Raw genomic sequence first — 15,177 nt, forward strand, 5'->3', positions numbered from 1 at the left:
CGGGTGCATCAGGCCTTGCTGGCCGCGGGACGGCGACGGCGCTGGCGCTTGCGGTTGCCCTCGGCAGGACGATCGCCACCGGTGTGGCCATGGCCCTGGTTGTGCGGTCGATGCGAACCCTGCGGACGACCCTGGCGCGGCTGGCGCTGGCCCTGCACCGGGCGCGGTGCGCCGGCGTCCAGGCGCAGCGGCTGCGAGGGCTCGAAGCCGGGAACGTTGCTGATCGCGATGTCCTGCTTGAGCAGCTTGCGGATATCACGCAGCAGGCCCGATTCCTCATGGCTCACCAGCGACACGGCCATGCCGTCGGCGCCGGCGCGACCGGTGCGGCCGATGCGATGCACGTAGTCTTCGGCGACCATCGGCAGGTCGAAGTTGATCACGATCGGCAGCTGGTCGATGTCGATGCCGCGCGCCGCGATGTCGGTGGCGACCAGCACGGTGATGCGACCGCTCTTGAAGTCGCTCAGCGCACGCGTGCGGGCGTTCTGGCTCTTGTTGCCGTGGATGGCGGCAGCGCGCATGCCTGCCGCTTCCAGGTAGCGCACCAGCTTGTCGGCGCCGTGCTTGGTGCGGCTGAACACCAGCGTCTGGCGGCGGCTGTCCTGCGACAGCACATGCAGCAGCAGATCGCGCTTGACCGCCGCGTCGACCGGATGGACGTGGTGGGTCACCGTGGTGGCCACGGTGTTGGGCGGCGTCACCGACACTTCGCGCGGCTCGTGCATGAACTGCATGGCCAGCGCCTTGATCGGCGGCGCGAAGGTGGCGGAGAACAGCAGCGTCTGGCGCTGGCGCGGCAGCGCGGCCAGGATGCGCTTGAGCGCCGGCAGGAAGCCCATGTCGAGCATGCGGTCGGCTTCGTCCAGCACCAGCACCTCGACACCGGACAGGTCCAGCGAGCGCTGCTGCATGTGGTCGATCAGGCGGCCCGGCGTGGCGATCACGATGTCGACGCCGCGACGCAGCGTCTGCACCTGCGGGCCCATGCTGACGCCGCCGAAGATGGTGGCGCTGCTGATGCGCAGGTGCTTGCCGTAGTCACGCAGGTTGTCGTGCACCTGGGCGGCGAGCTCGCGGGTGGGGGTGAGCACCAGCGCGCGCGGGCGGCGGGTGCCGGCCGGCGGGCCCTGCATCAGGTGCTGCAGCAGCGGCAGCGAGAACGCGGCGGTCTTGCCGGTGCCGGTCTGCGCGGCGGCCAGCAGGTCGACGCCTTCCAGCACCACAGGAATGGCGGCGGCCTGGATAGGGGTGGGTTCGGCGTAGCCTTGTTCGGCAAGCGCACGCAACAACGCAGGCGCAAGGCCCAGCGATTCGAAAGACATGGAAGCTCCAGAGCAACCCGGAGCGTTCTAGGAACCGCGTTGCAATAACTAATAGGGGAGGACGACATCAAGTCGTTTACGCATTATAGCAGCAAACGCTGAATGACTGGCTGGGCGGGGTTCTCAGGCGGTTTTTTCGGCCACCAGCAGGTAGCAGTCGAACGGCGTGCGTCCGTGCAACGGCCGCATGCTGACGCGCAGCCCCGCCGATTCGAGCCGCGTACGCAGCTCGTCCGCGCTGGGGTAGTGCTGCGCCCCCACCCGCATCCAGCCGCTGGCACTCAGGAAGAATTCCGAGAAGCGCGTGAAGTAATAGCGCCAGCTGCGTTCGCGCAGCACGTTACGGATGATCAGCAGTCCGCCCGGCGCAAGATGCCTGGCTGCATTCGCCAGCAGGGCGCGCTGGCCTGCTTCCGGCAGGTAGTGCAGCACGTCCAGGATGGCGACATGACCACGCAGCGCCTGTTCGCTGGCGCCATCGGCAAGGCGCAACTGCAGCGTCCTGTCCAGCCCGGCCTGGCGCATCGCTCGCTGGCCGGATTCGATCTTGCGTGGATCGTGGTCCAGCCCGAGGTAGCCGGTCAGCAATCCCTGTGCCTGCAGGTAACGACCCAGCAGGCCGATGCCGCAGCCGATGTCCAGCAGGGGCAGTGGTCGCCCGGCGATCAGTTCGGCGACAGCGGCGTAGGCGGGATCGGCCGACAGCTTGCCCTTGACGTAGTGGCGCTGGAACCAGTGATCGTACGAATCGGCGATGCGATAGAGGGCGGTGGCATCCATGGGGGACATCTCAGCCGGCTCCTTGACTGGGTGGCGTGAAGGAAAGTCTGCGCCGGGTGTGCGCGAGAAGCCAGCGCGAGCGCGGCTTGCCCTTGCGTTGCGTCGCCCTTGATGGTTCGCTTGGCGCCCTGCGTGCCGCGCGGGCGGACACGGGCTTCACGATGGAGTTGCACATGTCGCCGTTCGCGTCCCTGCGGGAACTCACCACCACCCAGCGTCATACCGTGCTGGCCAGTTTCCTGGGCTGGACGCTGGACGCCTTCGATTACTTCCTGCTCACCTTCGTCATCGTGGCGGTGGCGCAGGAGTTCCACGCCGACAAATCGCAGGTGGCCTACGGCCTGCTGCTGACCCTGGCGGCACGCCCGCTCGGCGCCCTGCTGTTTGGCCGTCTGGCCGACCGTTACGGACGGCGTCCGGTGCTGATGCTCGACGTGATCCTGTTCTCGCTGTTCGAGCTGGCCACCGCGTTCTCCACCTCGCTCACCATGCTGCTGGTGCTGCGCTTCCTGTTCGGCGTGGCCATGGGCGGCGAGTGGGGCATCGGCGCCTCGCTGGCGATGGAGTCGATTCCGCCGAAGGCGCGCGGCGTGGTTTCGGGCCTGCTGCAGAGCGGTTATCCCTGCGGCTTCTTCCTTGGCGCGCTGGTCAACTGGCTGCTGGTGGACCACATCGGCTGGCGCGGACTGTTCATCGTCGGTGCGCTGCCGGCGATGCTGGTGCTGTACATCCGCCGCACGGTGCCGGAGTCCGAAGTGTGGCAGCAGGAGCGCGCCACCCAGGGCAAGCAGGGCCTGCTCGCCTCGATGCGCGGCCATTGGAAGCTGGCCATCTACCTGATGCTGTTGATGATGGCGTTCAACATGTTCAGCCATGGCTCGCAGGACCTGTACCACACCTTCGAGGAAGAGAGCCTGCACCTGCCCACCGGTTCGGGCGTGGCCTTCATGCTGGTGGCGATGCTCAACCTGGGTGCGCTGGTGGGTGGCGTGTTCTTCGGTGCCCTGTCCGAGCGCATCGGCCGCCGCCGCGCCATCATCCTGGCGGCGCTGCTGGCGATCCCGGTCATTCCGCTATGGATGTACGGCGGCTCGCTGTGGGCCCTGGCGCTGGGCGCCTTCCTGATCCAGGTGATGGTGCAGGGCGCCTGGGGCGTGGTGCCTACCCATCTCAACGAGCTGGCGCCGGAAGGCATGCGCGGCACCTTGCCCGGCTTCGCCTACCAGACCGGCAACCTGCTGGCCTCGGTGACGGCCAATACCCAGCTGTGGATCGCCGGGGTGTACGGCGGCAACCTGGCCTTCGCCATGTCGGCCTGGATCGCCGGCGTAGCGGTGCTGCTGGCCGTGCTGGCCTGGCTGGGCCCCGAGGCCCGTGGCGTGCGCTTCGGCCAGCCCCGCGGTGGTACGGGCGGCTGAGCGCCCGGGCTGCTAGAATCCCCGGTTTGGATCCATCACGAGACACGCAATGAAGGCTGGCAAGGACAAGGTCATCTCGCTCCACTACACGCTGACGGTGGACGGGGAGAAGATCGAGAGCTCCCTCGATCGCAACGAACCGCTGTGGGTGCTGCTGGGCCACGGCCAGCTGATTCCGGGCCTGGAAAAGGCGCTGGAAGACCACGAGGCCGGCGAGAGCCTGCAGGTCGAAGTGGCGCCGGCCGAAGGCTATGGCGAGCGCCAGGAAGGCCTGACCCAGCGCGTGCCGAAGAAGTACTTCCAGCAGGCGGGCAAGCTCAAGCCGGGCATGACCACCGTGCTGGCGCTGAAGGAAGGCGGCCACCGCGTGGTGGTGGTGCAGAAGGTCGGCATGACCACGGTCGACGTGGACCTCAACCACCCGATGGCCGGCAAGACGCTGAACTTCGACGTCACCCTCAATGAAGTGCGCGAAGGGACCGAGGAAGAGGTCGCCCACGGCCACGCCCACCCGCCGGGCGCCGAGGCGCACTGAGCTCCCGATAGCTCTCGCCGGCAGGAGCGCATCCTGCGCGCGACAAGCCCAGGGAGCGGTAACGGCATAGCTCTGCGGTCGCGCACTGGGTGCGCTCCTGCAGGGCGCGATACACCACTTGAAACAACAACGGCGCCTCAGGGCGCCGTTGTTGTTTTCGCTTGTCGCAGACCGATCACACCAGGGTGATCTGCACGTCCACGTTGCCGCGCGTCGCGTGCGAGTACGGGCAGATGTCGCGGTGGGCGGTGTCCACCAGCTCCTGCGCCACGGCGCGGTCGATCCCCGGCAGGCTCACGTCGAGCTTCACCGCGATGCCGAAACCGGTGGGTTCGCGCGGGCCGATGCCGACATGCGCGGTCACCGAGGCGTCCTTCAGCGTCACGCCCTTCTGGCGGGCCACAAAACGCACCGCGCCTTCGAAACAGGCCGCGTAGCCGGCGGCGAACAGCTGCTCCGGATTGCTGCCGGCGCCACCCGGGCCGCCCAGGCCCTTGGGCACCACCAACTGCAGGTCGAGCACGCCGTCGTCGCTCTTGGCATGGCCTTCGCGGCCGCCGTGCACGGTGGCGGTGGCGGTGTAGAGAATCTTGCTGATGTTCATGACTTAGTCCTCGCTGGGGGAGAGTTGGATCTGTCGGGTGAGTCGCTTCAGTTCATCGCGCAGCGTCTGCATCTGGTCGATCGACAGTTGCATGCACTGGGCGAGACATTCGGGAATGCCGCTGGCCTTTTCACGCAGGGCCAGACCGGCATCGGTGAGACGGATATCCACTTCGCGCTCGTCCTGCTGGCGGCGTTGGCGGCTGACCAGCCCGGCGGACTGCAGTCGCTTGAGCAGGGGCGTGAGGGTGCCCGAGTCCAGTTGCAGCCGTTGGCCCAGTTCGCGCACGGTCAGTCCGTCCTGTTCCCACAGCACCAGCATCACCAGGTACTGCGGATAGGTCAGGCCCAGCGGCTCCAGCAGCGGCCGGTACAGGCCGGTAACCGAGCGCGACGCCGCATACAGTGCAAAGCACAGTTGCTGGTCGAGCAGGAGCTGCTGGGGAGTGGCTTCGCGTTTCATGGGGCAAATGCTAAGTGCAAAATTAAATTGTGTACAATTCAATTTTTCGATGGCAACGATAGGCCGAGCCTAAGGTGCCCGGTCGCAGCCGATGTGAAGGGAAGGCCGGCCCTGGCCGGTCAGTCGAGCAGGCGCTTGCCGAAGGCGAAGTGATCGCGCCAGTACGGCCCGTCGATGTCGTCCAGGCGGACGGTGCCGCCGCTGTTGGGGGCGTGCACGAAGCGACCCTTGCCCACGTAGACGCCCACGTGGCTGATGCCGCCGGTGCCGCCGAAGAACACCAGGTCGCCACTGACCAGGTCGGTCATCTGGCGGACCTGCTGCCCGTTGAGCTGGGCCATTTCGCGTGAGCTGTGCGGCAGCATCAGGCCAGCCGCGTTGCGGTAGATGTAGTCGACCAGGCCGCTGCAGTCGAAGCCGCCGTCCGGTGTGTTGCCGCCCCAGCGGTAGGGCGTGCCGACCAGGGCGATGGCGCGGAACAGCACGTCATTGGCCGTGCCGGCGTTGCCGGCCGGCGCGCGGGCGGGCAGGTTGGCCAGGCCGGAGCGGGAATCCTTGTAGGTGGGCTCGGGCCGGCGCGGGCTGCTGGAACAGGCCGCCAGCAGCAGGATGGCCGTGCCCAGAAGCCATGGCCGCGCCGTTCGCCACGGCGCGGGCGATAAAGACGGAGCGTCGACGTCCGGGCACATCATGCATCCCCTCAGCATGGATTGGTGCCGAGGTTAGCAAATCAATGGCTTGCCGGATAGTTCTCAGTCGGGCTCGAACTGTTCTCGCCGGTCATGAGCCGGGTGGTTCCACCGTGAGATTGCGCTCGCTGACGGTGTGGCCATTGCGGTCCCAGGCCACCAGCCGGTACGTGCCGGGTCGCAGGTACAGGGTGTTCATGGTGTTGTCCGCGGAGAAGACATAGCGGTCGGCGGGAATGGCGTCAGGGCCCTCGTTGGCGTAGCGGGCTTCGACCACGCAAGGCAGCTGGCGCTGGCAGATTTCCGAGGAAACCACGCGGGGCTGCCGTGTACCGGCCAGGGCGAGCCAGTGCGGGCGGCGCTGATGGCCGGATGGGGGGAGGATCACGTCGACGTCGTGACGGGTCGGATCGGAAGCCCATACGCTGCCGCTCTGCCGGCTGATCAACACGGAAGGCCCCTCCACTGGGAACTGCGCATAGAGCTGCTGGTACAGATCGGTGCGGGGCATCGGGCCAATGTCCCGCCAGCGGGTCTGGTCGATCGATAGCGGGTCAAAGCCGCTGAGCTGCTTGAGCTGCATGGCCATGGGCTGGATGGTGCCGCCCAGGTTGCCTGGCGCCTTGTCGATGTGGGCATAGCCCGCATGCACGAACAGCCTTGCGTGCGGGTCCTTGGCAAAGACCTGCTGGTAGAGCAGGCGCGCCTGGCCCGCCTCGCGGTCGGCCAGCACGTCCGCATCCGATTCATAGGCGACCACGTGGAAGCCCAGCCGGATCGCCTCGCGGATGATGTCGCCGTAGAGCGGTTCATGCAGGTATTCGCTGCCGGACGTGGCGATCGGGTAGCCGCGCTGCATCAGCCCGGTGTCGCTGTTGCTCAACGCCTCGGCGGCGAAGTAGTTGAAGCCCTCGGCACGCAGCTTGGGCAGCAGGGCCAGGGTCAGTTCGCGGGTGTGCGCGTCGTGGTGCGCTTCGTTGATCATCACGATGCGCCGATTGGTGGCGAGTTTGGCGATCTCGTTCGCGGCGTCGCTGGCCTGCCAATCGTTGGGCGAGGGCAGCGGCACCGGCGTCTGTACCCGGTTGTCGAACGGGAAATGCAGGATCGCCTCGTCGTACAAGCCCAGCTCGTCTTCGGTCGACGACAGCAACTGCTGGTCGATCAGGCGATCGTCTTGGCTCAGCTGCGGCATCACTTCCTTGAGGTAGAGATAGCGCGCCAGGTCGTTCTTGATGTGCGCGGTTTCCGTATACAGGTCGCGGGATACCTGGGTTCCGGACGATGCGGTGGCCGGTTGCTGCGCCTGTTGCTGGCCGGCATGCGAAACAGGCGCCAGCGTGGCCATCAGGGCAACGCTGCAGGCCAGCGAAATCCACCGCGTGACTGCCATCCTCTGGGACTTCACCACGGTCGTGTCCATCGCTCGAGCTCCCGGGGTTAGGGTCGGGCCGTTGCGACGCTACAATAGCTTTATGGATGCTTCACGCAGTGATGTGTTGATTCTGGGCGGCGGCGTCATCGGCCTGGCCTGTGCGTATTACCTGCTGAAGTCCGGAGCTACCGTGCGCGTTTTGGAGCAGGGTACCCCGGGTTGCGGCAGTTCGCACGGCAATTGTGGAACGATCACCCCCAGCCACGCCGCGCCCCTGGCCATGCCGGGTATGGTGGGGGTTGCCCTGCGCTCGATGTTGCGGGCCGACGCGCCGCTTTACCTCAACCCCCGTTTCGACGGCGCGCGCCTGCGCTGGCTGCTCGGCTTTGCCGGGCACTGCAATTGGCGCGACTTCGAGCAGGCGGCACAGGCGCGTTCGACCATCCTCCAGCATTCACGCCAGCTGCTGGCGCGGCTGGTCCGCGAAGAGCGCATCGACTGTGAATTCGGCGAGGAAGGCGAGCTCTACGTCTATCGGACGGCCAGGGCGTTGGACAACGACGAACGCCATCATGCGCGGCTGCTGGATCGCCTGGGCGTGGAAGTGCAGCGCCTGCGCGGCGAGGAAGTGCAGGCGCGCGAGCCGGCACTGAAGCCTGGCGTGGCGGGCGGGCTGTTCCATCCCGGCGATGCGCGCCTGCGTCCGGATCGCTATGCGGCGGAGCTGGCGCATCGAGTCACCGCGTTGGGTGGGGCCATCGAGGCCGGTGCGCGCATCGATCACCTGGGCACCGAGGGTGGACGGATCGATCACGTGCGCACCACGCGTGGCGTGTTCCGCGGTGAGCAGGTCGTGATGGCACTCGGTGCCTGGTCACCGCTGCTGGGCAGGCAGCTTGGGCTGCGCCTGCCAATGCAGCCGGGCAAGGGCTACTCGTTGACGTATACCCGTCCTGCGCTGGCGCCGCGTCACGCGCTGGTGCTGCGCGAGGCGGCGGTATGCGTCACCACCTGGGAGAGTGGCTTTCGCCTGGGCAGCACCATGGAGTTCTCCGGTTATGCCGAAGGCCTCAATCGCACGCGCCTCGACGCCTTGCGGCGCGGCGCGGCGCAGGGCCTGCATGTGCCCGAGGGCCCGGAATTGCTAGAGGAGTGGTGGGGCTGGCGCCCCATGAGCATGGACGAGGTGCCAATCATCGGTCCGAGCACGCGCTGGTCCAACCTGCTGCTGGCCACCGCGCACGGCATGCTTGGCGTCAGCATGTCGGCGGCCACCGGCGAGCTGGTGGCCGCGCTGGCGCGCGGCCATGTGCCAGCGATCGACCCCAGGCCGTACGCGCCGGCACGCTTCCGGCTGTGATATTGACGTCGCCTGCTCGTGTGCTCGCCTAGGGTGCACGGTGGAACCGGGAGAACCGCATGGCTGACAGCTTCGACCTGATCGTGCTTGGTGGCGGCTCCGGCGGCCTGGCCGCAGCACTCCGCGCGGCGCGCTACGGCGCGCGCGTGGCGTTGCTCGAGCCCGCGGCACTGGGGGGTACCTGCGTCAACGCTGGCTGCGTGCCGAAGAAGGCATTGTGGTATGCCGCACAGCTGGCGCAGGGCCAGCGGCTGGCGCTGGACTACGGTTTCGCCAGTTCGCCTGGTCGACTCGACTGGGAGCACTTCCGCCTGCTGCGCCAGTCCTACATCGAGGGCATTCGCGAGCGCTATGCCGCGCGATTGGCCGAGTCCGGCATCCAGGTGTTCGCCGAGTCCGGCCGATTCGTTTCGCCCCATACCGTGGCGACCTCCAGCGGCGATGAACTGGGCGCCACCCAGATTGTGATTGCCACCGGCAGCCGTCCGCGCCGGCTCGACCTGCCGGGATTCGAGCTGGGCATGGTCTCGGATGACATCTTTGCGCTGCGCAGTCTTCCTTCCCGCATCGCGGTCGTGGGTGGCGGCTATGTGGCGGTGGAATTCGCCGGCCTGCTGCGCTCGCTGGGCAGCGAGGTGAGCCTCCTGGTGCGCAGCCGCCTGCTGCCCGGTTTCGACGAGGAACTGGTGGATGCCCTGGAAGAGCACATGCGCCTGCAAGGCATCACCGTCACCCATGGCATACGCGCCGAGGGCTTGCGCCGTGAGGCCGGCGGCCTGGTCTTCGACGATGGCGTGCATGGCCCGGCGGAAGCCTGCGATGCGGTGCTGTGGGCAGTCGGCCGCGTGCCCAACAGCGATCGTCTGGATCTGGATGCCGCGGGCGTACGTGTGGATACGCAAGGGCACGTGCTTACCGATGGCTGGCAGAACACCAGCGCGCCGGGGATCTACGCGGTCGGTGATGTCACCGGGCGTGCTGAACTGACACCGGTTGCGGTGGCGGCCGGACGGCGCCTGGCTGATCGGCTGTTCGGTGGCCAACCGGACAGCCGGCTCGAGTACGAACTCATTCCGAGCGTGGTGTTCGCCGAACCGCCGCTGGCCATGGTCGGCCTTACCGAACAGCAGGCGCGCGCAACGCATGGCGAGCAGCTCAGGGTCTATCACACACGCTTCCGGCCCCTGCAATGGGCGGTGGCGGGGTGGCAGGAGCAGACCCAGATGAAGGTCCTCTGTGTGGGCGACGACGAGCGCGTGGTCGGCATCCATGTGCTCGGGCCCGGCGCCGAGGAGATGCTGCAGGGCTTTGCCGTGGCCATGAAGATGGGACTGCGCAAGCGCGACCTGGAGGCGACCGTGGCGATTCACCCCAGTTCGGCCGAAGAACTCGTGCTGATCGGCTGACGGGAGAGGTAGGCCTGGGTACGGCGGACTTGCCCCGAGCCCGTTAAACTCGAACCATGAGCCATCCGATCTACACGCTTCGTCGCGGCACTGCGCCGCTGCTGATCAGCCTGCCGCACGACGGCAGCCATGTTCCCGAGGCCATTGCGGCACGCATGCATCCGCATGGGCAGCGCTCGGTCGATACCGACTGGCACATGGCCCGCCTGTATAGCCCGCTGGCCGAAGCGCTGGGCGCGAGCCTGCTGCATCCGCTGGCCTCGCGTTACGTGGTGGACCTCAATCGTCCTGCTGACGGTCAGGCTTTGTACCCCGGACGCCGCGAAACCGGCCTGGTTTCCACCATTGGCTTCGATGGCGAGCCGCTTTATCTCGAGGGGCAGGAGCCTTCGTCCGAGGAAATTCAACAGCGAGTGAATGCCTATTGGCGTCCGTACCACGATGCCCTGTCGCAAGAACTTGAACGACTGCTCGCCGAACACGGCCGCGTTGTGCTGTGGGAAGGTCACTCCATCCGCAGTCGCGTGCCCATGCTGTTCGAGGGCCAGCTGCCCGACCTCAACGTGGGCACCGCCGATGGCGCCAGTTGCTCGGCGGGTTTGCAGCAGCGCCTGTCGGGTGTGCTGCAGGCGCAGTCGCGCTACAGCCACGTGGTGAACGGGCGCTTCAAGGGTGGCTATATCACGCGTCATTACGGCAACCCGCCGAAGGGTGTCGAAGCGGTGCAGCTGGAGATGGCGCAGGTCAACTACATGGACGAAGACAGCTTCGCGTATGACGAGGCGAAGGCCGCCGAGGTGCAGCTGACCATCGGCCGATTGCTGCGCGAATGCCTCGCATGAGCGCAAGAAGCTTCGCTGCTTGTTAGGGACTTGCAATGTCAAGATGCGCGCAGCGGAAATCTCGCGCGCATGCGGCAAATGCACGGTTTCGATGTACAAAGAAACATGCCATGTTTTAGCCGTCGCGCCACCCGTGTCGCCGGGTTCCGGCCGGGTCCGCGGCATTCGACGTTCGAGGCTCATCAACATGCGTAAGTTCGCGATCGCTTCCCTCCTCCTGGCGGGTGTCGCCCTCTCCGGTTCCGTGCTGGCCCAGGACGCTGCCCCCCAGGCTGCGCCCGCGACCAAGCCGGCGGCAGCTGCCCAGCCGGCCAGCTCGTCTTCCTCTTCTTCCTCGCACCACCACAACAAGAAGAACAAGACCACGCCGCAGCCCGGTCAGCCCAACCAGAAGGGCGGTCACTCGGCCAAGCGCACCGCCAAGTCGACCCAGCCGCAGACCGAAGCCAGCCACTGAAGTCCGCCGCAAGCAAAAAGCCCCGACGCACAAGCGCCGGGGCTTTTTCGCGCCTGCATGGCCGGGTGGCTCAGTCGTGGCGCAGCGAGGCCACGCACTTGAGCTCGATGGCGATGGGCGTGGGCAGCGCGGTGATGCCCACGGTGGTGCGGCAGGCGTCCACGCCTGCAAAATACTCCGCGTACAGCCGGTTGTAGGCAGCGAAGTCGCGGGACATGTCGGTCAGGAACACGGTGACGTCGACCAGGTCCTCCCAGCGCGCACCGCTGGCTTCCAGCACGGCGCGCACGTTGGCGAACACCTGCCGGCTTTGCGCCTCGATGTCGTACCCGACGAGCTTGCCTTGCGCGTCGTGCACGTTGCCGGGGATGGCGTTGCTGCCCGGCGTGCGCGGGCCCACGCCGGAAAGGAACAGCAGGTCGCCCACGCGTCGCGCATGCGGGTAGGCGCCCACCGGCGCCGGCGCCTGGTCGGTGCGGACGACTTCGCTCACCGGTTGAATTCCGGAATCGTGCCCAGCCGCTGCAGGGCGTGCTCGTAGGCGGGCTTGAGCTGCGCGCGCGAACTCACGTGCATGCCCAGGTCATTCACGTGGCCGTCGAACAGGCTGTAGCACCACGCATGCACGGAAAGATTCTGGCCGCGTTCCCAGGCGTCCATCACCATGGTGGTGTGGCAGACGTTGACCACCTGTTCCATCGCGTTGAGCTCGCACAGGCGGGCATTGCGCAGGTTCATCAGGTCGATCGAGGAGAGCAGCTGCGAGTGCTTCTGCGCCACGTCGCCCACATGGCGCAGCCAGTTGTCGACCAGGCCCATGCGGCGCTCGTCCAGCACGGCCTGCACGCCGCCACAGCCGTAGTGGCCGACCACCAGGATGTGCTCGACCTTGAGCACGTCGACCGCGAACTGGATGGTGCTCAGGCAGTTGAGGTCGGTGTGCGACACCACGTTGGCGACGTTGCGCTGCACGAAGATCTCGCCCGGCGGCAGGTCGACGATCTGCGTGGCCGGCACGCGCGAGTCGGAGCAGCCGATCCACAGGTACTTGGGCGCCTGCTGCTGGGCAAGGCGTTCGAAGAACCGCGGGTCCTGTTCGACCATGGTCGTGGACCACACGCGGTTGCTGTCGAGGAGGTTCTGCAAGGGACTTTTCACGGCGGCGTTCTCAGTAGCGTATGCAAATGTTCTTGGGCTCGGTGAAGAAGCGCAGCGCTTCGGCGCCGCCTTCACGGCCGAGGCCGGATTGCTTCGTGCCGCCAAAGGGCGTGCGCAGGTCGCGCAGCAGCCAGCAATTGGTCCACACGATGCCGAAATCGAGCTGGGCGCCGAAGCGATGTGCGCGCGACAGGTCGCGTGTCCACACCGAGGCGGCCAGGCCGTAGCCGGTGCCGTTGGCGATGGCCAGTGCGTCGGCCTCGTCGTCGAACGGGATCAGGCTGACCACGGGGCCGAAGATTTCCTGCTGGTTGGTGCGGGTGTCGTTGTCCAGGCCCTCGATCACGGTGGGCGCCACGAACCAACCGTCGGCGCAGCGACCCGGCACCGTGACGGCCTCGCCGCCGCACAGGACGTGTCCGCCTTCCTCGCGCGCGGTGGCGACGCAGCCCATCACCTTGTCGAAATGTTCGCGCGAGACCAGGGCGCCGAGGTCGCTGCCGTCGTCCTGCGGGTCGCCGACCCGCAGCGCCTTCACGCGTGCCAGGTAGCGTTCGCGGAACGTGTCGTAGATGGAGCGCTGCACCAGCAGGCGCGAACCACACAGGCAGATCTCGCCCTGGTTGGCGAAGCCGGAGCGCACGATGATGTCGAGGTTCGCCTCGCTGAGGTCGGCATCGGCGAACACCACGGCCGGATTCTTGCCACCCAGCTCCAGCGATACCTTCTTGAATTGCGGTGCGGCCACGGCGGCGATCTGCGCGCCGGTGCGCGTGCTGCCGGTAAACGACACCGCCTTCACCGCGGCGTGTTCCACGATGGCCTGCCCCACGCTGGGGCCACGGCCATGCACGATGTTCAGCACGCCCGGCGGGAAACCGGCTTCGATGCTCAGGTCACCCAGCAGGGCAGCAGTGCAGGGCGTGATCTCCGAGGGCTTGGCCACCACGGTGTTGCCCGCGGCCAGCGCCGGCGCGATCTTCCATGTGAACAGGTACAGCGGCAGGTTCCACGGGCTGATGCAGCCCACCACGCCCAGCGGCTGGCGCAGCGTGTAATTGATGGCGCCGCTTTCCATCGCATGCGATTCGCTGCCAAACGCCACCACGGCAGCGGCGAAGAAGCGAAGGTTGGCGATGGCGCGTGGAATGTCGAGGTTGCGCGCCTGGCTCAGCGGCTTGCCGCTGTCACGGGATTCCAGCGCCACGAATTCGTCCAGTTGCGCGTGGATCAGGTTGGCCAGCTTGTGCAGCAGGCCGGCGCGCTGTTCGGCGGGCGTAGCGGCCCAGTCGGGCGCGGCGCGCCGGGCGGCAGCCACGGCATCGGCGACATCAGCGGCAGTGGAGTCGGGACAGTGTGCGAAAACCTGGCCGGTGGCCGGCTCGTACACGTCCAGCCAGCGATCGTCACGCGGCGCCTGCAGGCGGCCGTCGATCAGGTTGGCGAGGCGCGGGATGGGCATCGGCGCAGCTTAAGGCCTGTGGCGTCCAATTGCACCGGACGCGGGCGTATGCGTGGGGTGAAGACGCATTTCTGCAGGAGCGCACGCTGTGCGCGACGGCGTCACTGCTGCGCAGGCTTTTCGCGCACAGGTGCGCTCGTGCAGGAGGGGCGGTATCAGCTCAGCGAGCGCGTGCGCCCGCCGTCCACGGCGATGCTCACGCCGTTGACGTAGGCTGCGGCGGGCGTGCACAGGAAGGCAATCACGGAGGCCACTTCCGCCGGCTCGCCGAAGCGTCGCGCGGGCACGGTGGCAAGCATGCCCTGTTCGATGTCCTGTTCGCTGCGCCCGCTGCTGCGGACCTGGGCAGTGACCAGGCCATCCAGCCGCGCGGTGCGGGTATAGCCCGGCAGCACATTGTTGACGGTGATGCCATCGGAGGCGAGCTCGCCGGAAAGGGTCTTGGCCCAGGAGGCCACCGCGGCGCGCACCGCGTTGGAAACGCCCAGTCCAGCGATGGGCTCTTTCACCGAGGTGGAGATCACGTTGACGATGCGGCCGTAGCCGCTGGCGCGCATGCCGGGCAGCAGCGCCTGCACCAGCGTCTGGCCGGCCAGCAGGTGCTGCCGGAACGCCGCTTCGAACGCCTCGGGCTCGGCCGTGTGCGCCGCGCCGCCCGGCGGGCCGCCGGTGTTGTTGATGAGGATTTCCAGCGGATGATCGGCCACGATGTCGGCCAGTGCCTCGCGCAGCAGTTCGGTGCGCGACATGTCGACGGCGAACCAGCGATGATGCTGGCCGTGGCGCCGCGGCAAGGCTTCGGCGGCGGCCTTCAGTGCGTCGGCTGATCGTGCCAGCAGGCTCACACTGGCGCCCAGCTCGGCGAGTTCGACCGCAGTGGCCTGGCCGATGCCTTGCGAGGCGCCGCAGACCAGGGCATGACGACCACTCAGATCGAGCTGCATACGAGGACTCCCGGGTTGAGGGTTAGCGTGCGTTGAGCTGGATGCCGAGCGCGCCAAACCAGCACAGCCAGGCAGCCCAAAGACTGTAGCGCCAGGCGCGCCGCCAGCGCGTGATGGCGCTGTCTTCCAGTGCAGGCAACACCGGGGAGCGCAGCGCCAGCTGCAGGCGCATCCAGGTGCGCAGCAGATTGGTGGGGCGGCCGTCCGCGTCGGTGATGATCTGCCATTCGCGCGGATGCTTGCGTCGAAGCAGCGAAGCCACGCGGTACTGCGCGCCGAAGTGCAACAGGAAGCAGGCAACGCCGGCCAGCAGCAGGGAGAGGTAGATCTGGATCATCGGGAGTCGTCTGGATAATGGCT

At 67.3% G+C, this 15,177-nt stretch carries 17 protein-coding genes; 6 read left to right on the plus strand and 11 right to left on the minus strand.

The window, feature by feature from the left end; genetic code table 11:
• Window positions 1-8 precede the first annotated feature (8 nt).
• Window positions 9-1,325 carry a DEAD/DEAH box helicase gene (locus DVU99_RS05395; RefSeq protein ID WP_114239186.1) on the minus strand — a complete coding sequence of 439 codons (1,317 nt, stop codon included), beginning with the start codon at window positions 1,323-1,325 and terminating at the stop codon, window positions 9-11.
• Between the two features lie 123 nt (window positions 1,326-1,448).
• Entirely contained in the window at window positions 1,449-2,105 is a 657-nt protein-coding gene (locus DVU99_RS05400) for a class I SAM-dependent methyltransferase (RefSeq protein WP_114239187.1), read from the minus strand.
• 173 nt (window positions 2,106-2,278) lie between these two features.
• Here DVU99_RS05400 and DVU99_RS05405 point away from each other — a divergent pair, with 173 nt between their 5' ends.
• Together DVU99_RS05405 and DVU99_RS05410 are read left to right on the plus strand one after the other, a co-directional pair.
• A complete protein-coding gene (locus DVU99_RS05405) occupies window positions 2,279-3,523 on the plus strand; it encodes an MFS transporter (RefSeq protein ID WP_114239188.1) in 1,245 nt (414 codons plus the stop codon).
• Window positions 3,524-3,572: 49 nt separating this feature from the next.
• Entirely contained in the window at window positions 3,573-4,058 is a 486-nt protein-coding gene (locus DVU99_RS05410; protein ID WP_114239189.1) for a peptidylprolyl isomerase, read from the plus strand.
• Window positions 4,059-4,233: 175 nt separating this feature from the next.
• On the opposite strand, the gene DVU99_RS05415 is transcribed toward DVU99_RS05410, so the two are convergent.
• The 4 genes from DVU99_RS05415 to DVU99_RS05430 all read right to left on the minus strand — a co-directional run bounded on the left by DVU99_RS05415 (window position 4,234) and on the right by DVU99_RS05430 (window position 7,236).
• Window positions 4,234-4,662: an organic hydroperoxide resistance protein gene (locus tag DVU99_RS05415; RefSeq protein WP_114239190.1), complete on the minus strand. Its 429-nt coding sequence runs from the start codon at window positions 4,660-4,662 to the stop codon at window positions 4,234-4,236.
• Window positions 4,663-4,665: 3 nt separating this feature from the next.
• Window positions 4,666-5,124, minus strand: a complete 459-nt coding sequence (locus tag DVU99_RS05420) for a MarR family winged helix-turn-helix transcriptional regulator (protein WP_114239191.1) — start codon at window positions 5,122-5,124, stop codon at window positions 4,666-4,668.
• Between the two features lie 119 nt (window positions 5,125-5,243).
• Window positions 5,244-5,816, minus strand: a complete 573-nt coding sequence (locus DVU99_RS05425) for a C40 family peptidase (RefSeq protein ID WP_232823466.1) — start codon at window positions 5,814-5,816, stop codon at window positions 5,244-5,246.
• A gap of 88 nt (window positions 5,817-5,904) precedes the next feature.
• Window positions 5,905-7,236 carry a hypothetical protein gene (locus tag DVU99_RS05430; protein WP_232823467.1) on the minus strand — a complete coding sequence of 444 codons (1,332 nt, stop codon included), beginning with the start codon at window positions 7,234-7,236 and terminating at the stop codon, window positions 5,905-5,907.
• Between the two features lie 52 nt (window positions 7,237-7,288).
• Between DVU99_RS05430 and DVU99_RS05435 the strand changes: the two genes are divergently transcribed.
• The 4 genes from DVU99_RS05435 to DVU99_RS05450 all read left to right on the plus strand — a co-directional run bounded on the left by DVU99_RS05435 (window position 7,289) and on the right by DVU99_RS05450 (window position 11,253).
• Complete coding sequence (locus DVU99_RS05435) at window positions 7,289-8,548, plus strand: FAD-binding oxidoreductase (RefSeq protein WP_114239192.1); 1,260 nt, start codon at window positions 7,289-7,291, stop codon at window positions 8,546-8,548.
• A gap of 59 nt (window positions 8,549-8,607) precedes the next feature.
• Complete coding sequence (gorA, locus tag DVU99_RS05440; protein ID WP_114239193.1) at window positions 8,608-9,954, plus strand: glutathione-disulfide reductase; 1,347 nt, start codon at window positions 8,608-8,610, stop codon at window positions 9,952-9,954.
• Between the two features lie 56 nt (window positions 9,955-10,010).
• Window positions 10,011-10,796, plus strand: a complete 786-nt coding sequence (gene hutG, locus DVU99_RS05445; protein ID WP_114239194.1) for an N-formylglutamate deformylase — start codon at window positions 10,011-10,013, stop codon at window positions 10,794-10,796.
• A gap of 187 nt (window positions 10,797-10,983) precedes the next feature.
• Window positions 10,984-11,253 carry a hypothetical protein gene (locus DVU99_RS05450; RefSeq protein ID WP_114239195.1) on the plus strand — a complete coding sequence of 90 codons (270 nt, stop codon included), beginning with the start codon at window positions 10,984-10,986 and terminating at the stop codon, window positions 11,251-11,253.
• A 70-nt stretch (window positions 11,254-11,323) separates the two neighbouring features.
• On the opposite strand, the gene DVU99_RS05455 is transcribed toward DVU99_RS05450, so the two are convergent.
• The 5 genes from DVU99_RS05455 to DVU99_RS05475 all read right to left on the minus strand — a co-directional run bounded on the left by DVU99_RS05455 (window position 11,324) and on the right by DVU99_RS05475 (window position 15,154).
• On the minus strand, window positions 11,324-11,746 hold the full coding sequence (locus DVU99_RS05455) for a RidA family protein (RefSeq protein WP_114239196.1): 423 nt from the start codon (window positions 11,744-11,746) through the stop codon (window positions 11,324-11,326).
• The gene (gene can, locus DVU99_RS05460) at window positions 11,743-12,411 is read right to left on the minus strand and encodes a carbonate dehydratase (protein ID WP_114239197.1); all 669 of its coding nucleotides are present in this window, start codon (window positions 12,409-12,411) and stop codon (window positions 11,743-11,745) included. The genes DVU99_RS05455 and can overlap by 4 nt, the downstream gene beginning before the upstream one ends.
• A 10-nt stretch (window positions 12,412-12,421) precedes the next feature.
• Window positions 12,422-13,873, minus strand: a complete 1,452-nt coding sequence (locus DVU99_RS05465; protein ID WP_114239198.1) for an aldehyde dehydrogenase — start codon at window positions 13,871-13,873, stop codon at window positions 12,422-12,424.
• Window positions 13,874-14,028: 155 nt separating this feature from the next.
• The gene (locus DVU99_RS05470) at window positions 14,029-14,817 is read right to left on the minus strand and encodes an SDR family oxidoreductase (protein ID WP_114239199.1); all 789 of its coding nucleotides are present in this window, start codon (window positions 14,815-14,817) and stop codon (window positions 14,029-14,031) included.
• 22 nt (window positions 14,818-14,839) lie between these two features.
• Window positions 14,840-15,154, minus strand: a complete 315-nt coding sequence (locus DVU99_RS05475; RefSeq protein ID WP_114239200.1) for a hypothetical protein — start codon at window positions 15,152-15,154, stop codon at window positions 14,840-14,842.
• Window positions 15,155-15,177 lie beyond the last annotated feature (23 nt).

This window comes from Dyella sp. C9 (genome assembly GCF_003332825.1).
Classification (GTDB): Bacteria; Pseudomonadota; Gammaproteobacteria; order Xanthomonadales; family Rhodanobacteraceae; genus Dyella.